18 protein-coding genes are annotated in these 24,966 nt (G+C 45.2%); 14 read left to right on the plus strand and 4 right to left on the minus strand.

The genetic code is table 11. The annotated features are described in order from the left end of the window. The first annotated feature begins 260 nt into the window (after positions 1–260). The 10 genes from KUA48_RS08020 to KUA48_RS08065 all read left to right on the plus strand — a co-directional run bounded on the left by KUA48_RS08020 (position 261) and on the right by KUA48_RS08065 (position 13,248). Complete coding sequence (locus KUA48_RS08020; RefSeq protein ID WP_118081417.1) at positions 261–452, plus strand: hypothetical protein; 192 nt, start codon at positions 261–263, stop codon at positions 450–452. Positions 453–777: 325 nt separating this feature from the next. Continuing rightward, positions 778–2,598 (plus strand): arginine--tRNA ligase, encoded by a 1,821-nt coding sequence (gene argS, locus KUA48_RS08025; protein ID WP_006848023.1) that lies wholly within the window; start codon positions 778–780, stop codon positions 2,596–2,598. Positions 2,599–2,753: 155 nt separating this feature from the next. Continuing rightward, positions 2,754–3,227 carry an RNase H family protein gene (locus KUA48_RS08030; RefSeq protein ID WP_218434849.1) on the plus strand — a complete coding sequence of 158 codons (474 nt, stop codon included), beginning with the start codon at positions 2,754–2,756 and terminating at the stop codon, positions 3,225–3,227. Positions 3,228–3,339: 112 nt separating this feature from the next. Continuing rightward, the gene (locus KUA48_RS08035) at positions 3,340–3,897 is read left to right on the plus strand and encodes an RNA polymerase sigma-70 factor (protein WP_118151426.1); all 558 of its coding nucleotides are present in this window, start codon (positions 3,340–3,342) and stop codon (positions 3,895–3,897) included. A gap of 41 nt (positions 3,898–3,938) precedes the next feature. Next, the gene (locus KUA48_RS08040; RefSeq protein WP_118081394.1) at positions 3,939–4,949 is read left to right on the plus strand and encodes a FecR family protein; all 1,011 of its coding nucleotides are present in this window, start codon (positions 3,939–3,941) and stop codon (positions 4,947–4,949) included. A gap of 120 nt (positions 4,950–5,069) precedes the next feature. After that, complete coding sequence (locus KUA48_RS08045; protein ID WP_118253749.1) at positions 5,070–5,681, plus strand: HAD family phosphatase; 612 nt, start codon at positions 5,070–5,072, stop codon at positions 5,679–5,681. A gap of 279 nt (positions 5,682–5,960) precedes the next feature. Then, positions 5,961–9,350 carry a TonB-dependent receptor gene (locus KUA48_RS08050; protein WP_371833692.1) on the plus strand — a complete coding sequence of 1,130 codons (3,390 nt, stop codon included), beginning with the start codon at positions 5,961–5,963 and terminating at the stop codon, positions 9,348–9,350. A 13-nt stretch (positions 9,351–9,363) separates the two neighbouring features. After that, positions 9,364–10,758: a RagB/SusD family nutrient uptake outer membrane protein gene (locus tag KUA48_RS08055; RefSeq protein WP_256624443.1), complete on the plus strand. Its 1,395-nt coding sequence runs from the start codon at positions 9,364–9,366 to the stop codon at positions 10,756–10,758. A 90-nt stretch (positions 10,759–10,848) separates the two neighbouring features. Continuing rightward, the gene (locus KUA48_RS08060) at positions 10,849–11,748 is read left to right on the plus strand and encodes a glycerophosphodiester phosphodiesterase family protein (protein WP_153088911.1); all 900 of its coding nucleotides are present in this window, start codon (positions 10,849–10,851) and stop codon (positions 11,746–11,748) included. Positions 11,749–11,907: 159 nt separating this feature from the next. Beyond that, positions 11,908–13,248 (plus strand): MFS transporter, encoded by a 1,341-nt coding sequence (locus tag KUA48_RS08065; protein ID WP_117727346.1) that lies wholly within the window; start codon positions 11,908–11,910, stop codon positions 13,246–13,248. A 642-nt stretch (positions 13,249–13,890) separates the two neighbouring features. Here the strand turns inward: KUA48_RS08065 and KUA48_RS08070 are convergent. Then, positions 13,891–15,966 carry a glycoside hydrolase family 127 protein gene (locus KUA48_RS08070; protein WP_218432706.1) on the minus strand — a complete coding sequence of 692 codons (2,076 nt, stop codon included), beginning with the start codon at positions 15,964–15,966 and terminating at the stop codon, positions 13,891–13,893. 214 nt (positions 15,967–16,180) lie between these two features. Between KUA48_RS08070 and KUA48_RS08075 the strand changes: the two genes are divergently transcribed. Next, on the plus strand, positions 16,181–17,005 hold the full coding sequence (locus KUA48_RS08075) for a Cof-type HAD-IIB family hydrolase (RefSeq protein ID WP_118200709.1): 825 nt from the start codon (positions 16,181–16,183) through the stop codon (positions 17,003–17,005). 74 nt (positions 17,006–17,079) lie between these two features. On the opposite strand, the gene KUA48_RS08080 is transcribed toward KUA48_RS08075, so the two are convergent. Then, positions 17,080–19,041: a glycoside hydrolase family 97 protein gene (locus tag KUA48_RS08080; RefSeq protein ID WP_218432704.1), complete on the minus strand. Its 1,962-nt coding sequence runs from the start codon at positions 19,039–19,041 to the stop codon at positions 17,080–17,082. Positions 19,042–19,197: 156 nt separating this feature from the next. Between KUA48_RS08080 and ilvA the strand changes: the two genes are divergently transcribed. From ilvA to KUA48_RS08095, 3 genes are all read left to right on the plus strand, one after another. Then, the gene (gene ilvA / locus KUA48_RS08085; RefSeq protein ID WP_218432702.1) at positions 19,198–20,397 is read left to right on the plus strand and encodes a threonine ammonia-lyase; all 1,200 of its coding nucleotides are present in this window, start codon (positions 19,198–19,200) and stop codon (positions 20,395–20,397) included. Between the two features lie 93 nt (positions 20,398–20,490). Further along, the gene (locus KUA48_RS08090) at positions 20,491–20,865 is read left to right on the plus strand and encodes a RidA family protein (protein WP_006848032.1); all 375 of its coding nucleotides are present in this window, start codon (positions 20,491–20,493) and stop codon (positions 20,863–20,865) included. A 53-nt stretch (positions 20,866–20,918) separates the two neighbouring features. Next, a complete protein-coding gene (locus KUA48_RS08095; protein ID WP_218432700.1) occupies positions 20,919–21,695 on the plus strand; it encodes an ABC transporter ATP-binding protein in 777 nt (258 codons plus the stop codon). A 505-nt stretch (positions 21,696–22,200) separates the two neighbouring features. Here KUA48_RS08095 and KUA48_RS08100 read toward each other — a convergent pair. Both KUA48_RS08100 and KUA48_RS08105 read right to left on the minus strand, forming a co-directional pair. Further along, positions 22,201–24,036, minus strand: a complete 1,836-nt coding sequence (locus KUA48_RS08100; RefSeq protein WP_218432698.1) for a VapE domain-containing protein — start codon at positions 24,034–24,036, stop codon at positions 22,201–22,203. 153 nt (positions 24,037–24,189) lie between these two features. Continuing rightward, a complete protein-coding gene (locus KUA48_RS08105) occupies positions 24,190–24,642 on the minus strand; it encodes a DUF6078 family protein (RefSeq protein ID WP_218432696.1) in 453 nt (150 codons plus the stop codon). Between the last annotated feature and the right edge of the window lie 324 nt (positions 24,643–24,966).

Raw genomic sequence — 24,966 nt, forward strand, 5'->3', positions numbered from 1 at the left:
CCCACAAGTGTCTGCTGTCGCTCAAGTGTTTGGGGTTCCACATGTCTGCCATGAACACATAGTCAGCACCATGGAACATCTTCTTTTGTGCTGCAGTTTTCACCTTATTATATATATACCCATACCATCATAGAAAGGCATATAAATATATAAAACTTTTTCAATATCCGCTAAAAGAAAATGACAAAAAAGTTTGGTATTTCCGAAAAAATACATTACCTTTGCCATCATAAAATAAACAACGAAACGACATAAAAATTATGATGACAATCGAAGAATACAGAGCAGCCATCTTGCAGGCTTTACTCGATGCTAAGAACGAGGACGGCACTCCAGCCATTACTCCAAGGGAAGCACAGGAAGCACTCAACGGATTTACCGACGACGAGTTGCAAGACGGAATCCTATGGAATTCGCCCGAAGACGTGGCATCAATTATCCTCGAGGGATAAATCACGGAAGTTATATTCAGCTACCAACAGATAAGAATAGGAGCAAAGACCCTTTTTGCGGGGTTTTTGCTCCTATTCCCATTTATACTTCCTGTTCTTTCTTCCTTTAAAGACAGTCTTCAACAGCCCCGCAATACTTCATTTCTGTTGCAAAAGCAATAAAAAACTAAAGAATGCGACAAAAAACAAAAGAATGTGCAATTTTTCTTTCACAATTCAATTATTATTTGTAAATTTGCAGCCGCATAAACGGAAAGGGAACTTGCAAATCCCTCTTCAATCAGTTTAAAAAGATAATTTTACCGGTAAAAATATATATTAAATAATGAAGATAGAAAACGAAATCATCAGCTCGGTCATCGCTGCGGTGAAGGAGCTTTATGGTCAGGACGTACCTGAGAAGATGGTAGCCCTGCAGAAGACCAAGAGTAATTTCGAAGGTAACCTTACCCTCGTCGTATTCCCATTCCTCAAAATGTCGAAGAAAAAGCCTGAGGATACAGCACAGGAAATCGGCGAATACCTGAAGAAAAACTGCGCTAACGTTATCGCAGACTTCAACGTGGTTAAGGGTTTCCTCAACCTTTCTATCGCTCCTGCCGCTTGGGTAGGACTCTTGAATACCATCAACGCTGACCCTAAGTTTGGTGAGAAGCCAGTTACTGAGAACAGTCCGCTCGTCATGATCGAGTACTCTTCTCCTAACACCAACAAGCCTCTCCACCTCGGTCACGTGCGCAACAACCTCCTCGGCTGGTCATTGGCCCAGATTATGGAGGCTAACGGCAACAAGGTAATCAAGACAAACATCGTTAACGACCGTGGTATCCACATCTGTAAGTCTATGCTCGCCTGGCTCAAGTGGGGCAATGGCGAAACTCCTGAAACTTCCGGCAAGAAGGGCGACCACCTCATCGGCGACTACTATGTAGCCTTCGACAAGCACTATCGTGAGGAAATCGCAGAGCTCAAGGCTCAGTACATGAAGGATGGCATGGACGAAGAAGCTGCCACAGAGAAAGCTAAGGTAGAGGCTCCGCTGATTAAGGAGGCTCACGAAATGCTCGTAAAGTGGGAGAACAACGACCCTGAGGTTCGTGCACTCTGGCAGAAGATGAACAACTGGGTTTACGCTGGCTTTGATGAGACTTACAAGATGATGGGTGTAAGTTTCGACAAGATATATTATGAGTCAAACACTTACCTTGAGGGTAAGAAGAAGGTAGAAGAAGGATTGGAGAAGGGTCTCTTCTTCCGCAAGGATGATAACTCTGTTTGGGCTGACCTCACCAACGAGGGTCTCGACCAGAAGCTCCTGCTCCGTTCTGACGGCACTTCTGTTTATATGACTCAGGACATCGGTACTGCCGACCTCCGTTTCAAGGATTTCCCTATCGACAAGATGATCTACGTAGTAGGTAACGAGCAGAACTACCACTTCCAGGTACTCTCTATCCTGCTCGACCGTCTCGGTTTCAAGTGGGGTAAGGACTTGGTTCACTTCTCTTACGGTATGGTAGAGTTGCCTAACGGAAAGATGAAGAGCCGCGAAGGAACCGTAGTAGATGCTGATGACCTGATGGCAGAAATGATTAAGGACGCTCGCCAGACAAGCGATGAGCTCGGCAAGTTCAAGGACATGAGCGAGGAAGAGCGCCAGGAGATTTCACGCATCGTGGGTCTCGGAGCGTTGAAGTACTTCATCCTCAAGGTAGATGCCCGCAAGAACATGCTCTTCAACCCAGAAGAGAGTATCGACTTCAACGGTAACACAGGTCCTTTCATCCAGTATACCTATGCCCGTATCCGCAGCATCATGCGCAAGGCAGCAGCCGAGGGCATCGAGATTCCTGCAGAGTTGGGCGCAGACGCTCCTATCAACGAGAAGGAGATTGACCTCATCCAGAAGATGAACGACTTTGCTGCAGCTGTAGCCGATGCAGGCAACAACTACAACCCTGGTGGTATCGCTAACTACTGCTACGAGTTGACCAAGGAGTTCAACCAGTTCTATCACGACTACAGCATCCTGAATGCCGAGAGCGAGGCTGAGAAGATTACCCGTCTGGTTCTTGCTGCCAACGTGGCTAAGATCTTGAAGAACGGTATGTCTCTGCTCGGCATCGAGGTTCCGGAAAGAATGTAATATATACATAAGATATAATAACCTACAATTTAAAAAATAAAAGAATATTGACTATTTGACATAATGAGCATGGCCCTGGAGCTCGACTCCAAGGCGCATGCTCATTTCAGTTTTAGCCAATCCTTTTTGTTTTTCCAACCCCAAAAAGAAAAAAGATGAATAAAATGCCCGTAAATCCTCCTTCATGGAGAAACGATACCGTTTTGCCTCTACCCAACGAAGTTATAGCCAACGCCTGGGCTGTGGATGCCGCCTGTTCCGGCAATCCCGGTCCGATGGAATACCAATGCATCGACCTTCAGACCGGTGCCCAGGTTTTCCACTATGGTCCTATCCACGGCACCAACAACATCGGCGAGTTTCTCGCCATCGTCCACGCCCTCGCCCTGATGCAGCAGAAGGGCATTACCGACAAGATAATTTATAGCGACAGCGTGAATGCCCAGCTCTGGGTAAGCAAGAAACAATGCAAGACCAAACTGGAGCGCACTCCCCAGACCGAACAGCTCTACCAGGTCATCGCCCGAGCCGAGAACTGGCTCCGCACCCACCCCATCAACATACCTATTATAAAATGGGAAACGAAGAAATGGGGCGAGATTCCAGCCGATTTCGGAAGAAAGGGATAAAAAGGATATTTTTATGTGCCTTTCCCGAAATAATGCCCGCAAAAGCTTGCAATTTCAGATATTTTGTTTAATTTTGCAGCTATTACCGTATTAAACATACATAATCGTAAGAATGGAAATAGAAAAAGAAACAATATTATTAATGTCGAAAGGAGACAAGAAAGCATACGAAACGATGTTCCGCAGGTTCTATCCTAAGGTACACCGTTTTGTAGCCATGCTCTTGAAAAACGAAGATGATGCTGATGACGTCAGCCAGCTCATCTTCTTAAAGGTATGGAACAAACGCGAGAAGTTTGCCGATATCCAGAACTTCGATTCCTACCTCTTTATTTTGGCAAAATATACTGTCATCAACTACATTTCCTCCAAGCACATCATCCCAATAGATATTGACAGTCTGCCAGACAGATACGCCAACGAATCTTCGCCACATGACGATGTGGTGGCAAAGGATACCCAGCTGCTCATCGACATGGTGGTAGAAAGCATGCCGCAACAACGCCAGATGATTTATCGCATGAGCCGCGAGCAGCATCTCAAGAACGAAGAGATAGCCCAGCGCCTGGGTATTCAGAAGAAAACGGTAGAAAATCATCTTAACCTAGCTCTTAAAGAAATTAAAAAAGCCTTATATTTGATGATTTTGTTACCTTGGCATTGGGTGTAACACCATTGAAACATGTCTTAAAAATAAATGAAGTTTTTATTATGGCAACAAAGATAAGGGATATCATAGATTATTATAGCGGGCACAATGTGCCGGATGAAATAAAAGAAAGGGTATTAGATAGGATTTCCAATACACAAGACGATAAAGAGGCGAACGAGGCATTTAGAGAATTATGGGACAAGGCTGATTCTGCCTATATGGAAGAAGAAGAAATTTCTGCTGCATACAACCGCCTCTTCGAAACAGAAGAAACAAGAGAAATAGAAAAGAAAAAATCGCTTCGAATCTTCAACTTTGCCAAACTGGCTGCCGTCTTCGTACCGCTGCTGATGCTGATTGTATTCGGCAAGCTCTACGTCCAGATGAACAACCAACTCAAGGATATAAAACTGGCAACCATGCTCCAGGAGCATACCATCAACGAAGAGAGCAAAGTCATCGCCTTGGCAGACGGAACGAAAGTAAGACTCAGCCAGAGTTCCGTACTCCTCTATCCTTCCTCTTTCAAAGGAGCAGAAGAACGCAAGGTTTTCCTGTCGGGAGAGGCATTCTTCGACATCAGACATGATGATGCCCAGCCGTTCCACGTCAGCACTCCTCATTTCGAGATTACCGACTTGGGCACCTCTTTTACGGTTTCATCTTATTCAAATACAGATGAAGTATCTGCCACACTCAAAACCGGCAAGATAGAACTCCGCATCATAGGTCAGGAAGACAAGGTTTACAGCATGAAGCCTAACGACCAGTTAGTATATAATGTAAAGACCAAGGCAGTAAACCTCCGCAAGGTTTCGGCCGAAGAAGATGGTACAAGCTGGCGCAACAAGGAGATTGACCTGAACGATGTAACGCTGGCAGAAGCTGGTAAGATTCTGGGTAATGCATACGGAGTGAAATTCACCTTCCGTTCAAAGATTCACCAGAAGACGAAGGTTACAGTTCATTTCAACCGTGGCGAAACCCTCTCGGGAGCCATGTTTGTCCTGAAAAACCTGGTTCCTGGTCTGGAATATGAAGTGAAGAAAGATGAAGTAATCATCAGGTAGGCATATATTATAATAGGTAAACAAAAGGCGCATTATGTAAAAATGATGCGCCTTTTTTCATAAAAGTGTATCTCTGCACGGGATATGAAAACAGAAATAATAACATAAACTGGAAATATCATGATAAAGAATTTGATTTTTGATTTTGGAAAAGTACTCGTAGATTACGAATACTTTGAAACGCTTGACCAGATATTCAAGACCCACGAACAGGCTGAAGAATTCTATCATCTCCTGATAGACGGCAAATGGAATGAGAATATGGATCGCGGAGATTCTTTCGAAGAAACCTTCTGCAAGATGCAGCAGATCATGCCGCAATATAAGGAAGAAATAGCAACCGTAGCCCAGCGCTTTAACGATTTTGTAAGGGGCGAAAAAGAAGGTATGCGCACCTTGCTGACCCAGTTGAAGGCAGAAGGCTACCACCTTTACGGACTTTCCAACTGGTGCACCAAGGTTCACGAAACGATGGCACAATATCCCATTTTCCAACTTCTGGAAGGACAGGTGATTTCTTCAGAAGAGAAAATCATCAAACCCGACAGAGCTATTTATGAAAGAATCTGCCAGAAATACAATCTGAAACCGGAAGAATGCCTTTTTGCTGACGACAGAATAGAGAATGTAGAAGCCGCCCAGCGTTTCGGAATGCAGGCCATCTGCTTTGAGGATGCTGCGCAGTACGAGCGGGAATTGAGAAAAATTCTGTCTGAGGAAAGAACGATGTAAGTTCTGATTATCAAAAGCATTACTGCTATTTCCATACCCAAAGCATTACTTTTTAAAAAAAATCAAGGCTCTAAATTAGCAGCAAGAAATGCTAATTTTAGAGCCTTCATATTATGTATTTATAATTTCCAAAAGAAGAATTTTATAGGGTGTTTGCGAACACAAGATATTTTTTTCAGAAAAACTTCATTTTAACAGTTTTGTAATTGGGTGTAACTCTCTTTCCCGTTGTCTTCAAGACGTAACAAGCAAATTATTATTAACTTAAAAAGATAAAGTATGAATCTTAAAAGAATCTCTGCGTCATGCTTCTGTTTGCTCCTAGCAGGCCAGATGACCCTTTCGGCTCAGAACGTCAGCTTCAGCTCAAACAAGGTAACGCTTAAGTCTGCTTTTGAGAAGATTGAAAAGGAATCTAAGTACAAGATTGCCTACAACTCCTCACAGCTGGATGCTAACCGTTCGGTTACATTAACCAAGAAAAGTGATGATGTCTTTGGTATGTTGAACCAATTGCTCAAAGGTACCAATTTTACCTATGAGATGGAAGGCAACTACATCGTCATCAAGCCTCAGCAAAAAGCTAAATCTCAGGCTCATGGCAAGAAAATCAAGGTACGTGGTGTAGTAAAAGACGAAACTGGCGAGCCAGTTATCGGCGCTACCGTCATGGAGAAGGGTACCACCACCAATGGTGTTGTAACCGATATTGACGGCAACTATACCATCGAGATTCCTGCAGACGGAATGTTGGCAGTATCATACATTGGCTGCAAGGACCAGGACATCAAGGTAAATGGTCGCGAAGTAATCAATGTTAACCTGGCAGATGATAATAAGGTCTTGGAAGAAGTTGTAGTTGTAGGTTATGGCGTGCAGAAGAAGCGCGACGTATCTACTGCTGTGTCTTCTGTCAAGGCAGAGGCTCTTGCCAACAATCCTTCTACCGACTTCCGTCAGGCTTTGGCTGGTAAGATGCCTGGTGTACAGGTAACAGTACCTAGCGGAGACCCAGAGGGTAGCGTAAGCATTCGCGTTCGTGGTGTAAGTACCGTCAACGCCGGTAGCGACCCTCTCTATGTAGTAGATGGTGTTCCTATGGAGCGTGGTTTTGCCAACCTGAACACCAACGATATTGAGTCTGTTGAAGTTTTGAAGGATGCTTCTGCAGCAGCTATCTATGGTAGCCGTGGTTCTAATGGTGTAGTTCTCGTTACAACCAAGAAGGGAACCTCTGACAAGCTCTCTGTTTCTTACGATGGTTACGTAGGTGTACAGAACGTATCAAAGAAACTCGATATGATGAACGCTTACGAATATGCAGAATTCGTAAAGGATGCACACGACAACGCATATTTGGATAAAAATCCTAACGGAAGTGCTAACGATCCTAACAGTTCACGTAAAGAAGGTTACATGAAGATTCCTGATATGTTGGTTCCATATTTGGAAGGAAAGACTGGTCTTACAGATACAGACTGGCAGGATGCAATCTTCCGTAGCGCGATGACTACCGGACACAACATTTCGCTTTCAGGTAAGTCTAACAGCATCAATTACTTCGTATCAGGTAACTATATGAAGAAAGAAGGTATCATTATCGGTTCCGACTTCGAAAAGTATGGTGGCCGTTTGAACCTCTCTGGTCAGCACAAGCGTCTGAAGTTCGGCGTAAACTTCGCTCCTTCTTACTCTGTATCTAACTCAGTAAATGCTTCTGGTGCAGACGGAATCGTTCAGTCTGCGTTGATGATGCCTCCTATTTTCCCTGTTTATAACCCAGATGGCTCTTATAATTATCAGGGTAATGGTTACTTGCGTATCGGTACCGACTACCAGATTAATGAGGTATTAAACCCTGTTGCAATGGCTCGTTTGCAGTCAAATGTTACTGATCGTATGTCTATTACAGGTAAGGCTTTTGCAGAATTGGAATTGATGAAGGGACTTTCATATAAGTTGTCTTTGGGTGGAGATTATTATGGCGCTCATAATGACCAGTATCGCCAGTCTGCTTTGCCTTTGAAGGGAAAGAATTACTATGATACTCCTTCTAATCCAAAGGGTTACAGTTCTTCTTCTTTCTTCTTCAACTGGTTGGTAGAGAATCAGCTTACTTACACTACGACAATTGATAAGAAGCACAACATTTCTGCAGTCTTGGTACAGTCTGCACAGAAAGAGACTATGAAGACTGATAATGTTACAGCAACGGATTATCCTAACGATTACATCCATACTATTAATGGTGGTACTGTAACAGAAGGTAAATCAGACAAGACACAATGGTCTATCGCTTCTTATTTGGCTCGTGTTCAGTACAACTACGAGGGACGCTACATGCTTTCTGCAGCCATTCGTGCCGATGGTTCTTCACGTTTCGGTAAGAACAACCGTTGGGGTTACTTCCCATCAGCATCTGCAGCTTGGCGTATCAGCGATGAGCAGTTCTTCAAGAATGTGAAGAAATTGTCTTTCATCAACGACATGAAGATTCGTGCCAGCTATGGTGTGACAGGTAACTTCCAAATTGGCGACTACGACCATTTGGCTACCATGTCTATTGACAACTATATTCTTGGTAATGGTCTGGCTTATGGCTACAAGCCTGATAACATCAAGCGCGATGACCTGAGCTGGGAGAAGAACCAGATGATCAACGCCGGTATCGACCTTCAGATGTTTGACGGATACCTCGGTTTATCTGTAGACTACTATAATACCAACACCTCAAACATGTTGCTTTATGTACCAGTACCTCTGTTGACAGGTTACAGCACCTCGCTCCAGAATCTGGGTAAAGTAAACAACCGCGGTTGGGAAATCGGCTTGACTTCACAGCATACATTTGCTAATGGTTTAGGTTACTCATTCAATGTTAACTATGCCAAGAATACCAACGAGGTGAAAGAGTTAGGTCCAGGTAATGCACCTATCATTTCTTCGGGTAGCGTAGGTCATGCTTATTATATTACAGAGGTAGGCAAACCAATCGGTAGCTACTATCTCTTGAAGTATGATGGTGTGTTCAAGAACCAGCAGGAACTTGACAGTTATCCACACCTTGCCAATGCAAAGGTAGGTGACTTCCGTTTCGTTGACGTTGATGGAAGTGGTGATATTGACTTGGACAAGGACCGTACTGTATGCGGCAACTACATGCCTAAGTTCACTTATGGTTTCGGTGGCAAGCTTTGGTATGGTGGTTTCGATATGGACTTTAACTTCCAGGGTGTTTATGGCAACAAGATTCTGAACTTGAACCGCCGTTACATCGACAACATGGAAGGTAACGTAAATGGTACTAAGGTAGCTCTTGACCGTTGGAAGAGTCCAGAGAATCCAGGTAGCGGTTGGGTAAACCGTGCTAACCGTAAGCAAACAGGTAGTAACGGACGTACTTCAACCTGGCATCTGGAGGGCGGTTCATACCTCCGTCTTCAGAACTTAGCATTGGGTTACACATTGCCACGCACCTTCACACAGAAGTTCAAGGTTGAGAAGATGAGAGTTTATGTTTCAGGACAGAACCTCTTTACCATCACAGACTACAGCGGCTACAACCCAGAGGTAAATGCCCGTCCATCTCAGAACCTGACTCCAGGTGAGGACTATGGTACTTATCCTTTGGCAAGAACTTATATGTTTGGTTTGAACATCACATTATAAAGAATTACACAATATGAAAAAGATATTATTTTTAGCATCTTTAGTAACTTTGCTGATGACTTCATGTGGAGACAGCTTCTTTGATTTGGAGCCAGCAAGTAAAGTAACGATTGATAAGGTGTATAAGACTGCAAGTGATTATAATGTTGCTGTAGTCGGCTGCTACGCTAAGTTGCAGTCTCAGGTAAATTTCTACAAAGAATGCTGTGAGTATCGTAGCGACAACATGGAGGTGAAAGCCCCTACAGCTGGTACTCAGGACCGTTATGACATCAACCATTTTGAAGATAAGCCTTCAAATGGTATTCTGTCTAACTACTGGGCAAACTTCAACAACAACATTTACCGTTGCAACCTGATTCTCGACCAGATTGACGGAGCGCAGTTTAATGAGACTTTGAAAAAGCAATATAAGGGTGAGGCTATGTTTATCAGAGCCTTGAACTACTTCAACATGTATCGTGTATGGGGTGGCGTTCCTGCAACAAAGCATGTAGTAAGTGCTGCAGAAGCTTTGAAGATTGCAAGATACTCTGACGCACAGATGTTCGATCTGATTGCTGGTGATTTAAAGGAGATTGTAGATAACAATTATCTTCCAGAGAAGTATTCTGCATCAGAAACAGGACGTGTAACAGCTAATGCTGCCAAGGCTCTGTTGGGTAAGGTTTATCTTACATTCCATAAGTGGAACGAGGCAAAGGATGTTCTTTCTCAACTCATCGGCAAGTATTCTCTGTTGCCATCAATCGGTCAGGTATTTGATGTGAACAACAAGAACAACGCAGAGATTATCTTTGCAGTTCACTTTAATAAGGAGATCGTAAACGAAGGTCATTCTTATTGGTACGATATTACCAACTTGACCGATGAAAGCGGTCAGGCAGAAGCACTTGTAAACTGCTTTACACCAGGTGACACCCGTAAGGAGATGATTACTTATGTGAAGGCAGAGAACAAAGCCTATCTGATGACTAAGTTCCTGGATACCAAGAATGTATCATTCAATCAGGTAGGTAATGACCAAATCCTTCTCCGTTATGCTGACGTACTTTTGATGTATGCAGAGGCATTAAACGAACTTGGATATGATGCTTCAGAAGGTTCTATCGCATTGAAGCAATTGAATGCAACCAGAACAAGAGCAGGTCTTACTAAACTGACAGCTGCAGATGTTCCTACACAGGAAAGCTTCCGCAAGGCTATTCTCGATGAGCGCCAGAAGGAGTTCCCATACGAGGGTCATCGCTGGTTCGACTTGGTTAGAATGGGATATGCTAAGAGCGTATTGGCAACACAAGGCTTGAACATTCAAGATTATCAACTCCTTTTCCCTATTCCTCAAACAGAAATCGAAAAGGTTGGAGATTCTAAAATCTTGTGGCAGAATCCAGGCTACGATAAATAAAACATTTCATTTCAAGAGGGCTCCGGTCCTCTTGAAATCTATATATAAATAAGGTATCATTTTTCCTCATCTTATAAACTAAAATAAACAATGAAAAAGATATATATCCTTTCCGTATTGTGCATGCTTTCTTCTATAAGCTTTGCACAAAGCAACCTGAAAGAGATTCTTAAGAATTTCAACAAGCCTGCAAAAGAAAATGTTATGGTCGTTTCTCATCGTGGAGACTGGCGTAATGCTCCTGAAAACTCTATTCAGGCATTCCAGAACTGTATCGACATGGGTGTTGATATGGTTGAGTTGGACTTGAAGAAGACAAAGGATGGCGTTCTGGTTCTGATGCACGACAAGAAGATTGACCGAACCATGAATGGTAAGGGATTCCCAGAGAATTATACTCTTGATTCTTTGAAGATGCTCCGTCTGAAGAATGGTGTAGGCTGCAAGACCCGCCATCAGATTCCAACATTCCGTGAGGTAATGGAACTCTGCAAAGGCAAAATCATGGTGAATGTTGACAAGGGCTACGACTACTTCGACGATGCCATGAAGGTTTTGAAGGAGACTGGTACAGTTGACCAATGCATCATCAAGGCTGAACTTCCTTACGAGGTGGTAAAGGCTGAGCATGGTGATGTTCTCGACAAGATGATTTTCATGCCTGTAGTTAACCTCGGTAAGCCTGGTGCAGAAGAGGTAATCGACGGTTACATCAAGAACATGAAGCCAAAGGCTTACGAATTGGTATTCAAGACTGATGATGCCAACACTCGCCGCCTGATTAAGAAAGTACGTGATAGTGGAGCAAGAGTTTTCATCAATACACTTTGGCCTGAGCTTTGCGGTGGACATGATGATGATCGCGCCGTAGAACTCAAACAGCCAGAAGAGAGCTGGGGATGGATTGTTGGTCAGGGTACCAAGATTATCCAGACAGACCGTCCTGCTTTGCTTCTTGATTACTTGAGAGCCAAGAAACTTCATAAATAAAATTCAATAGGTTTCGCTATATATTAATATTTAAGAAGGTTGTTGGTTTTAAGAATCGTTGTGCATGCTTACGGTGGTAAGTCATGCACAACACTCAATAAACATCTCCTTAAATTATGTACGAGAACACAAACTTCATAAATAACAACTAAGGATTATATGTTTAAGAAAATAATAGACTTCTATAAGGTTTCGGAACCGATTCCGGCTAAAGCCTCTACACCTGAGGAAAACGAAAGAAAACTGAAACGTCTGCAATGGGCTACTTTCCTTTCTGCTACCATAGGATATGGTACATATTATGTGTGCCGACTCAGCCTGAACGTAATCAAAAAACCGATTGTAGATAATGGCGTATTCTCAGAAACAGAGCTCGGTATCATCGGCTCTGTCTTGTTCTTCACTTACGCTATCGGTAAGTTTACCAACGGTTTCCTTGCTGACCGAAGCAACATCAAGCGACTGATGTCTACCGGTCTGCTCGTTACAGCCTTGGTGAATCTGGCTTTGGGCTTTACCAATTCCTTCATCCTCTTCGCAGTTTTGTGGGGATTGAGCGGATGGTTCCAGTCGATGGGAGCTGCCTCCTGCGTGGTAGGTCTCTCCCGCTGGTTTAACGATAAGAACCGAGGAACGTTCTACGGATTCTGGAGTGCGAGCCATAATATTGGTGAGGCGATGACCTTCATCTTTGTGGCATCCATCGTGAGCGCCTTCGGATGGCAATATGGTTTTATCGGAGCTGCGATAGTAGGTTTGGCGGGCGTTGTCCTGCTCCTTACTTTCTTCCACGATACGCCTGCCAGCAAGGGTGTTACCCTGCCGGGTATCAAGGTAGAGGAAAAGAAGCAGGATACGGAATCTTACAACAAGGCACAGAGTGCGGTTTTGAAGAATCCGCTCATCTGGATTCTGGCCTTGAGTAGTGCTTTCATGTATATCAGCCGCTATGCTGTTAACAGCTGGGGTATCTTCTATCTTGAGAACGAGAAGGGATATACTACGATTGATGCCAGCTTCATCATCTCTATCAACTCTATCCTGGGTATTGTGGGAACCGTATCATCCGGACTGGTATCGGATAAGATTTTCAAGGGCAACCGTTATTTGCCAGCCGTTATCTTCGGCTTGCTGAATGCGTTGGCGCTCTGTCTGTTCCTGCTGATTCCGGGCCATCATCTCTGGGTTGATGCTACGGCGATGGTACTGTTCGGTTTGAGCATCGGCGTGTTGCTTTGCTTCCTCGGTGGTTTGATGGCGGTAGATATTGCGCCTAAGAATGCATCGGGTGCTGCTCTTGGCGTTGTCGGCGTAGCGAGTTATGTAGGTGCCGGCATCCAGGACATCATGAGCGGTCTGCTCATCGAGGGCAACAAGCATCTGGTAAATGGCGTAGAGACTTACGACTTTACCTACATCAATTATTTCTGGATTGGTGCAGCCCTGATGTCTGTCTTAATGACTTGCATCGTCTGGAAGGCGAAACCAAAGACTGTTTAAGAAATAAACGAAGCTATCATCAAAATACTCTTCACTCTTCACCTTTCGGCCGGAAACCCCTGTGTTTATCGGCATTCCGAGGGGTGAAGAGTTGTTTTTATCTCTTCACCCACTCTTCACCTTCAGAAACGGGAACAGAGGCGAAAGACTGATAGATAGATTGCAAATCAGCCAGAACTAAAGGGTGAAGAGTGGTGAAGAGTGCCCGAATACTCTTCACCCCTCGGAATGCCGATAAACACAGGGGATTCGGGGCTTTTGGTGAAGAGTGAAGAGTATTTGGCAGGAAGCCTATACGAAAACAAAATAAAGGAGGTTTCGATAACTGTTCCAGTAAAACAGCCGACTAGCGACAAATGCGCTAGTCGGCTGTTTGCAGTTTGCCAGTTGGCTGTTTATATTTTGCCAGTTGGCTATTTCCGGTTCTTGCATCAATCATCGCAAGTACTTGCATCTATCATCGTAAGTACTTGCATCTATCATCGTAAGTACTTGCATCTATCATCGTAAGTACTTGCATCTATCATCGTAAGTACCTGCATCAATCATCGTAAATACTTGCATTAATACACGCTATTTTGCTCGAAATGGGGTAAAAATACCATTTCGAGCAGAATTTACTTAGCATTTACGAACCGATACTTATTTATCCAACACACTTAAATTCTGATAGAACCAGACGTTCATCTGATTGGCTCCACGATGATTCCAGGCATAGTAAGGAATCAGAGTGAGCTTCTGGTTCTTGACAGAAACGGTGCCATCAGCAGCCTGGTCGAGCACCTGAGAAGAGGTCTGGATAGCCTTGACAGAGAAGGCAGGAGCGCCCTTAGTCTCTATATTCTCGATGCTGTAGTTATCTACCAGCGAGAAAGCAGGCTTCTTGGCCATAACGGCACGGAGCACTGGCTCGTTCTGATTATCCACAGCCTCAGCGCAATAAACCAATGGTCCACGCTCTACGGCAACCTTACCCTTATCATCTGCCACCTTGCCATTAGCAACTACTGTACGAACCGGCATATCGAAATGGATGCGGATTACATCGCCCTTCTTGATGTTCTTGACAGGGAGATAACCCTTGTTAGCATCGAGATCAGCCTCTACAGCCTTGCCGTTTACGGTTACTGTGTAAGCAGGCTTCTCTGCATCGCTATACTTGTAAAGGTCGCTAGGTACTACCTGGTTGCGAACCCATCCAGGAATACGGACCAGGAGATTGGCATTCTTCACACCGCTCTTCTTCACAGCAATCTTGATGTCGCCGTTCCAAGGATACTCGGTAGTCTCCTCCAGAACCACATCCTTGCCATTCACCTTGATGGTAGATGTATTACCGGCAAAGAGGTTTACATAGATGTTGTTATCCTTCACACCATAGAGATAACCCGGCACAGAAGGGATGAAGCGGCTCAGGTTACTTGGGCAGCAGGCACATCCGAACCAAGGCTGGCGGGTGGTGTTGCCATCGGCATTGAAGGCATACTTGCCATCGCTAGACAATGGGTTTGGATAGAAGAATCTGCCACCATCCATGCTCATACCCGAGATGACACCATTATATAAGGTACGCTCCATGCAGTCGATATACTTACTCTCGCCGTGAAGGAGGAACATGCGCTCGAAGAGGTAAACCATAGAGATGGCTGCACAGGTTTCATTATAGGCAGTCATGTTTGGCAACTCATAGTTCTCGCCGAAAGCTTCACCTGCATGACGGGCACCTACACCACCCGTAAGATAGTACTTCTTGCCAACGATGTTTTCGAAAATACGGTCGATGACCTTCATATAGGCAGAATCCTTGGTCAGGGCAGCCACATCGGCAATACCAGCATACATATAGCCGGCACGAACAGCATGACCTACCGCCTCTTTCTGCTCCAGGATAGGAGCCTGGCTCTGAGAATATGGGTTGCGGATATGAGTCTTGCCACGATAGTCGAGCAGATACTTAGCCTCATCCAGATACTTCTTCTCACCGGTCAGGGTATAGAGACGAGCCAAAGCCATCTCTGCAATCTGATGTCCCGGAACGATGGTAGCCTGTCCTGGTTTAGGTCCCACCTCCTTTACCACGCAATCAGCATAACGCTTGGCGATATTCAGGAACTTAGTGCTTCCGGTAGCCTGATAGTGAGCGCAGGCTGCATCTACCATGTGACCGAGGTTGTAAAGCTCGTGGCTCGCCTCCTCGTCCTTGATCCAACGCTTATTTCCCGACCACTGATGTGGATGCTTTGGATTGATGGTACGGGCGGTATAGAGATAGCCATCCGGCTCCTGTGCCGCAGCTACCACATTGAGCACGCTGTCGATGTAAGCCTTCAACTTCTTGTTCGGATAAGTCTGTAGGATGTAGCTGGCACCTTCGATGGTCTTATAAACATCGGTATCATCGAAAGAGAATCCCATGAACTTGCTTACATCCCACTCCTTGGTGTTCAAGCCAGGGTGGTTAGGATGCTGCAGGGTATAGGCAGCCATATCGAAATTCTTGTAACGGTGCTCGCTCTCACATTTGCTGAAAGCCAATGGCACGGTTACTTCTCGGGCAGCCTTCAGTCGGGCACCCCAGAAAGTATTCTGTGAAATTTTCACACTGGTGAATGGTACTTGAGTAAATGGATAACCATTGCCCAATGTCTTTGCATTCTTCGCCATGGTTGGCACAACTACGGCTGCCGAAAGCAATACTGCTGAAATTAATCTCTTCATTTTCAAATAGGTTTTATTAATTTTATATTATTGTTTGTTATTTCGGTTGCAAAGATAAGAAAACTTTCCGACTATAGTGTATAATAAACAATAAAAAGCAGGTAATTATCAGTCAAACACCTATATTTATATCATATTTAACGCTTTTTTTTGTTACAATCATTTTTTTATCTTACCTTTGCAGTCAAATTAGAAATACAATAATATATCAAATATGAATCATCTTCCATACCGTGCCATCGCCCTTGATCTGGATGGCACCCTGACCAACCACGACAAGGTGGTTACCCCGAAAACCCGCGAAGCGCTGCTCCAGGCAGAAGCCGAGGGTGTTGTTATCATCCTTGCTTCAGGCAGACCGACCTACGGCATCGAACCGGTGGCAGAATGTCTGGAACTGGATAAACGAGGCGGATACATCCTATCTTATAATGGCGGCAACATCGTGAATGCCAAGACTGGCGAAAAACTCTTCGCCCAGTTCCTGCCTGATGAGGTGATACCTATATTATATAGGTACGCGAAGGAGAAGAACCATGCCCTGCTGGGATATGCCGGCAATGAGATTATCACCGAGATGCCCGACGACCAGTATGTGAAGGAAGAATCGCGTATCAACAAGATGAACATCCGAAAGGTAGAAAACCTGTTCGAAGCCCTGGAGCCTCACCCTACCAAACTCCTCATGACAGGCGACCCGGCAGATATGCTCAAGGCAGAAAACGAACTTTCAGAGATTCTGGGCGACAGGATGGACATCTTCCGTTCAGCCCCATTCTTCCTGGAACTGGTTCCTAAAGGCATCGACAAGGCAAAGTCCCTGCTCCGCCTTCTGTCGAAAATCAATCTCACCCCAGCCGATATGATTGCTTTCGGAGATGGCTACAACGACCTGAGCATGCTGAAACTGGCAGGCATGGGTGTAGCCATGCAGAATGCAGCACCAGAGGTCAGGGCCGAAGCCGACTACATCACGCTTTCCAATGAAGAAGATGGCATAGCTGCTGCTTTGGAACATTTCTGTAAAAAGGATTTTTAAAAGTAAAAAGGTAAAAAGAAACTAGGGAGATTATACCCCGCTAGGCTTTTTTACCTTTTTACTTTTTTACCTTTTTACTTTTCAACAATCAGTCCACCCTTAGGCTGCATTTCCACCTTCAGGTTTCCCTTCTTATCCACCTTTACGGTCTTCATCTGAGAAACAGGCCAGAGAGCCTTCTTGTCCTTGCTGGCTGTTTCATGATAATAGGTAACGCTCTTGCCGGCAAGCATTGGCAGATTCAGGGTGAGCTTCATTGCCTGGTCGGTGCCGTTCAAACCAGCGACATACCATTTATCACCATGGCGACGTGCCACAACCGCATATTTTCCAGGATAACCGGCGATGAACTTAGTCTCATCCCAGGTCGTAGGAACGCTCTTCAGGAAATCAATCTCGTGCTGAGGAAGCTCAGAGAGATTATTCGGATAGATGGCGATACATTGGATAGCTGCCTGGTTCATGATAGCCGAGGCCATCTCGAAAACATCGGTGGTATAACGGCGATGACGACTCTTGTTATCTTTAGAGAGATACTTGTTCATGATGGTACCACCCCAATCCATCGCAGCCACGGCGTTGCGGCAGAATGGATGCATGGTCAGTTCGAAAGCCTCCTGCTTGGCATGATAATCAGAGAAGAATACATTCTCCGAAGCCAGTACTGCCTCGCTCGATACATAGTTAGGATACATGCGCTCCCAACCTCTTGGCAGGGTGCAGCCATGGAAGATAACCTGAATGCCATAATCGTTGGCATCGCTCAGGATGTCTTCATACTGCTGCATGGTATGCTGCTTGTCGCCACCGAAGAAATCTACCTTGATGCCCTTGATGCCGATACTCTTCATCCAGGCCATCTCCTTCTTGCGAGCTACGATGTTATCCATGATGCCACGAGGACCCTGAGGTGCATCGTTTGCCACACCATTGGAATTATACCAGAGCATCAGACTCACATTCTTGCTCTGCGCATACTTGCTCAACTCTGCTATCTTGTCTCTACCAATCTGGGTATCCCAGAGCGCATCAACCAGCACATATTCATATCCCATGGTAGCAGCCAGGTCGATGAACTGCTTCTGGTCGTTATAGTTGCAGGATTCATCCTGCCAGATGAGCCAGCTCCAGGCATACTTGCCAGTTCCGTATTTCTGGGAAGCCTCGAATCTTGGCTCTACTACATCGTATGGAATGGTGGTCTCTACCAGAGGCTTCAAATCAGAACCCACAGTAATGGTACGCCAAGGAGTGGAACCCGGAAGGATGAAAGTGCCCGATGTAGAACCGATGCCATCTGCCTCCTTCTCCATAGGGAAGGCGATCTGATAACCCTTAGCAGCATCGTAATCGCTGATGTGACAACCCGGATAGTTGCCGTGAGTACCGGTCTCGCTGACCAATACCCAGCCATCGCCGCCTACCTTGAAGAGGCATGGGAAGGTATAGCCATGACCATAACCTGACTTGGCAGTAAGAGGCTGATCCACCTTATAATCTTCTTCATAACTTGGTTTGGTTCGGGCAAAACCGATGAGCGGATCCGACTGTGGACAGAGGTAAGTGGTGGTTACCTTAGGAAGATTGAAGGCAGTCTTCTCCTCGTTTACGATGAGATGCTGAGCCTTCAGTTGATCAAAAGTATAACGGAAAGCCACATCATTGTTGCTTACATTGAAGGTAACCGTCATCGGCTGTTTCTTGCCGTTGATGTATGTCACGTAGAGTTGGTTGGCATGATAATCTACATGCGAAACCTTGGCGGTGCGGAGGTCATAACTCTTCTCCACCTTTATCTCATTCTTGCCCTGATAGGTCAAGCCCTGACTGAAATCTCCTACATTGGCAAGGAGTCCGAGCTGTGATTCCTCCATCATTCGCTTGCCTGCATAGTCGATGGAATAATAGAGTTTGCCATCGCGGTCTTCTACCACGACATTCAACTTACCATCAGGAGAACTGACAGTATTCTTCTCTGCGTATGCACCGATGCTCGCCATCAATGCCAGCGCTACTGCTAAAACATTTTTCTTCATTTCCAGATAAAAGTAATTAGTTTATTTGTTACTATGTTTTTATGCCGCAAAGTTAAGCAATGTTATCGAATAAACAAAAATTAAATCGAATTATTTTGTATTTTCTTCAAATAATAGTAACTTTGCACGAAATAAACTATACACATATCAGCAGTTATGTTACAACTTGACAATTTCTATAAGGCTCGCTTCGTGCTGAGCAAGGTAATAAGAAAGACTGAGTTGGTTCACACGCCAAGAATCAACCCAGAGAGTGATGTTTATTTGAAACCAGAGTGCCTGCAGAAGACCGGTTCGTTCAAGATTCGTGGTGCTTACTATAAGATTTCACAACTCACCGATGAAGAAAAGGCGAAGGGTGTGATAGCCTGTTCTGCGGGCAACCATGCACAGGGTGTAGCGCTGGGAGCTACAGCCATGGGCGTCAAGAGCCTCATCTGTCTGCCTGAAGGTGCTCCTATCTCCAAGGTAGAAGCTACCAAGCGACTGGGTGCAGAAGTCTGTCTGGTATCTGGCGTTTACGATGATGCCTACCAGAAGGCGCTGGAACTGAAAGATGAGCATGGCTACACCTTCGTTCATCCTTTCGATGATGAGAATGTCATCGCCGGGCAGGGCACCATCGGATTGGAAATTATCGACCAGCTGCCTGATGTAGAGGCTGTAGTAGTGCCTGTTGGCGGCGGCGGTCTGATTTCGGGTGTGGCTTTCGCCATCAAATCGTTGAATCCGCATGTAAAGGTATATGGTGTTCAGGCTGAAGGAGCCGCAAGTATGGTCCAGAGTCTGCACGATCATAAACAGGAGAAGTTGCCTTCTGTAGCGACCGTAGCCGATGGTATTGCCGTAAAGGAACCGGGCAAGATTACTTTTGAAACCTGCTCCAACTATGTTGACGAAATCGTAACCGTGAGCGAGGATGAGATCTGTGCAGCCATCCTGAAACTCATAGAGAGTGAGAAGATGGTAGCCGAAGGTGCCGGTGCGGCCAGCGTGGCAGCAGTAATGTACAACAAGGTTCCGGTGAAGGGCAAGAAAACCATCTGCGTGGTAAGCGGCGGTAATATCGACGTAACCATCCTGAACCGCGTCATCACCCGTGGTCTTGCCAAGAGTGGCCGTCTCTGCACCATCGAGATGGAACTGGATGACAAACCGGGCGAATTGGTAGAGGTCTGCTCTGTCATCGCCGGATTGGGTGGCAACATCACCGGTGTTCACCACGACCGTTCTGCCAACCGCAACAAGGTGAATGCCTGCGTGCTCCGCCTCACCATGGAGACTCGCGACGAGGAACACGTAAAAGAAATCAAGGAGGCTTTGGAATCAAAGGGATTCCATCTCTGGATAGTATAATATTTAATGTTGAATGGTTAGTGTTCAATGTTTAGTATTAAGTGTTAAATTATAAATTGTAAATTGTAAATTATAAATTATAAATTGAAGATTATGAACGCAATTCACACAGACAATGCGCCTGCAGCTATCGGTCCATATAGCCAGGCTATCGAAGTAAATGGTTTTGTTTTTGCATCTGGTCAGATTCCTATCGACCCTGCAACAGGCAATTTCGTTGAAGGCGGCATCAAGGAGCAGACTCGCCAGAGCCTCACCAACGCCCAGAACATCCTGAAGGCAGCAGGTACCGACCTTTCTCATGTGGTTAAGACTACAGTTTATCTGAACAGCATGGACGATTTCGCAGCCATGAACGAGGTTTATGCCGAGTTCTTCAGCCAGCCATATCCAGCTCGTTCTGCCGTAGCTGTAGAGAAGTTGCCAAAGGGCGCCCTCGTAGAGGTTGAGGTTTTGGCAGCCAAGTAATTCTTCCTTTTTTCTATCAGGAAGTAAAGTTTCAAGGTGAAAATATTCTTTAGATGGTATCAAGCATTACATTAAAGAATCTGATTATAGGCTATCATTCGAAGCACCAGCTCCGGGCGATAGCCTCACCTGTTCATGCCTCGCTCCAAGCCGGTGAACTGACCTGTCTCATCGGAGCCAACGGAGTGGGCAAATCTACCTTACTCAGAACTTTAGCCGGATTTCAGCCAGCGCTTGATGGCGAAATCCTGATTCAAGACAAATCCCTTTCTGATTTCTCTGCCCAGGAACTCGCCAGAGAAATCAGCATCGTTCTCACATCGAAGACAGACCATGCCCAACTCTCAGCAGAAGAGATTGTTGGCATAGGCCGTTCTCCCTATACCGGTTTCTGGGGCACATTATCAACTGCCGATAAGCAGATTGTAGCCTCTGCTCTTCAGGAAACGGGCATTCAGCATCTTGCCCAGAGAAACATCAGCGAACTGAGCGATGGTGAGCGTCAGAAAGTAATGATAGCCAAAGCCTTGGCGCAGCAAACCCGCATCATCATCCTGGACGAACCTACCGCCTTCCTCGATTTCCCCAGCAAGATAGAAACCCTACAGATGCTCCGCCGTCTGGCGCACGAACAGCATAAATCCATATTACTGTCAACCCATGATGTAGAGTTGGCGCTCCAGCTCTCCGACCGTCTCTGGCTGATGGAAGAAAGCCGTTTTTCTATCGGCACTCCTAAAGAACTGGCTGCCGATGGTTCCTTATCCAGATTCATCAATCGTGACGGCATCCGATTCAACAAGGATTCCCTCCGCATCGAAATCAAATGAGTTTTCTTAATTGATTTTATTCTATGCTTGCACGCAAGCACATGAAGAAGAATTTTCAAGTGGCTCAGTTTGCTAACTCAAGTAGCTCTGTCAGGCTACTCAAGTAGTTCAGTTAGCGAGTTCAAACGTCTCTATTAGCTGATGCAGACGTCTCGATAAGCTGATGCAGACGTCTCGATAAGCCTACGGATACGGCTCCGTTAGCTTACGCAGTCATATCCGTAACCCGATACAGCCATATCCGTAACCCAGCGCAGTCATATTCGTAACCCAGCGCAGCCATATTCGTAACCCAGCACAGTCATATCCGTAACCTGATGCAGCCATATCCGTAACCCAACGCAGCCTTCATACGAATAAATTTTAGATAATTATCTATCACCCATCACGATTTGCACATATCACATATCTTAACATGTTAATATACAAACACTTAAATAGCGTGACAGATACTCCAAAAACGGAAATATCCATCACGCTATCCATCACGATTTGGGGTTATCCATCACGATTTTCTCACTACCAGATACCGCATTCCGTCGTTAAAACGCTTGCGATGGATGGTTGGCATCTGAGAAAGCTTGCGACCGAAGGCTATGAGACTGTTCAACTTCAACGATGAACCGATATGACTCTTCAGCTCCTGGAAAATCTCGGCTGCCGTAAGATACTCGCCTTGTTTGGCATCATCGGTCAGGTCGAAATAGAGATCGAAATACTGGTCTACCGGAGAAAGTACCTCAAACTTCCTGTTGTTCGCCATGATCTGTCGGGTCTGCTCCGCATCAAAATAAGTCTTCTCGCCTGCCCGTAATGCAGAGAGCGCCTGTGCATAGAGCTGTTCATAATTCGGACGCTGACTCACGTTGATAGGTCCCGTGAGCTCCACACCCAGAAAACGGCGATTACCGGAAGGATCGGAGAGAATATCCTCCATATTGCTCGTAGCGATAAAAGACGCCATTCTCGGAAATTCCTGAACATGACTGCCATAAGGAGGCTTTATCTTGACACTCGGCAACTGGATGATGTTCTTCAGGAATCCCTGCTGCACCTGAGGAGAAATCTGGTTAAACTCATCCAAATTGATAACCAGCGACTGGCACATCGCCTGAAGCACCTGCCGTTTTTCTGACAATACGAGATTATCATTATACCCCCATTGCAACTCCGGCGGAACCAGAGACCGGCAAAAAGTACTCTTGTTGTAGCCCTGCTTGGAGATGAGAAGTGGCGCCACAGAGTTGCCGTATTTGCGATGACAGTAAGCACGCCACTGGTCAACCATCGCCAGGAACCAGGTATAGAACCAATCCTCCCAATAAGGATTATCAGTAGGTACCGTGCGCGCCAAGGCACGGATATGATCTTTTCCGTCCCACTTTCCCTCACAATTAAACAGGAAATTTTCTACAGGATTATAAGTAGAAAGAAGATCCGACTCCAGATAATTGCGCACATCCTTGATACTCACACGGATGTTGGCGAGCTGTACCTCCAGCGTCATGCGCTTCTGCACACGGGCATCCACAGGCTGATAGCCCCAATAATCTTTTTCCTTCGGCCGGTATTCTGTGCATTTCATTACCGAATTATAACGGAAATCATATTTCTTACACAGAAATCCGATCATACTCATGATATTGTCGCTCAACTCCTTACTGTCGTTATCCACTTCTCCGGAAGAGTGGTCAACCTCCTTCTCATCAACACTCTCCAAAGGTTTTTCGGCACCATGAAAGACCTCATTCAACGTCAGGGGCAACGCATCTTCACGATAATAAGGAAAAGAATCTCTTGTCATCAGGAAATCGGAGTAGATAGAAGGCTCGGGCATCTGCATCTTTGCCTTCACAAGCGCCTGATAAAGCGGAGCAAAGGTCAGAAAAGCCTGTTTGTAAATCCTGTCGGCAGCAACCTCCTCATCAGGTAACGCCCCCTTTGCCAGCGCATATTTCGCCAGGACATGCAGACTGATGCCATCGGCTCCCACAAAGGCTGCAAGGGTGGAAGGCAGACTGGCTACTTTCTGCTTGATGGCATCTGCGCCTCCATCCTCATTTATATCAACAAACGTAAGCAGCAGAATGCCATTGTTCTTCTTCATCTTCAGGAGTCCATTCTCCGATTTCTGAAATTCTGCTGCAGGGTGAACATGCATCCAGGTTGGCATATCCTTATACCCATCATAACCATTCGTGAGATAAGGTACATATTCACGGAAGTTCTCCACGGTATTCCTGGCATCATCGTTCACGATGCGCTCAAGGAAACGTTCCAGGCTCTTGGTACTTACCAGGAGCTGGTTCTTTTTATTTCTATGTGTTATGGTAAATTTCATTGTCTGTCATTTAAAAGTTTATATTATGAAGAAACACTTTATTTCATACCATGAAACTGTTCGTTTCAAGCGGAGAAACGCTCTGTTTCGTCCTGTGAGCCAAATCGATACGTCGCATTCCCGCTTTCGATACATCGGCAAGAAAATCCTGCTTTACTCGTAAACGAATCCGATTTCTTCTGCATAATGATCATAGGCAGGTTCCCCATAACCATATTCAGCAAAGACCTTCTTCACCTGCTCCTGCATTTCCGGCGTAAGATGTTTCTCACCCCGATGTACACGATAATAGGTAGTACGGTTGCCCAGAACATCCATGATGCGGTACTTGACGGTCTTCATTTCAGCATGTTTTACCTGGTCGTAGAGATGAGAAAATCCCCATGCAGCCTTGAACTGGTACACACGCATGAAATGGGAACAAGATGCATGGAGGTTAGCATCGGGATAAACCGCATTTCCAGCTGTAACATCATCGGGTTTGAACTTTGCCGAGATGAATCGGATGCATTCTGCTGCCCGAGGGCAATCGGCATTGAAGCAGTACATCCAATGATAATCTACCAGACTTTTGATAAACTCAGGATCATTAAGATTTAATTCCATGAAAAAATAAAATTTAAATTAAACATTAGGTTTCGCAGTGGTTAAAGCCATTGTGGAATCTGTGTTGTCAACTCTCCGCAAAGAAACACGGGACAACTGTGGTATAAGCAACAGCCCCATGTAACTTGGTTGCTGCAAAGATACAAAATTTTAAAGCCAAATGCAAGCTTTGTCCCGAAAACTTTCATCCTTGTCCCGAATCACGTGCATAAAAAAACGATTTCAGCAAGAAGATAAGCTGAAAAACGTGATGGATAAAGGCAATAAGTGATGGATAGCGTGATGGATTTTGTAAATATTTCGGATATCTATCACGATATATAG

Origin of the sequence: Segatella copri, assembly GCF_019249795.2 — a bacterium.
In the GTDB taxonomy this organism is placed as follows: domain Bacteria; phylum Bacteroidota; class Bacteroidia; order Bacteroidales; family Bacteroidaceae; genus Prevotella; species Prevotella copri_B.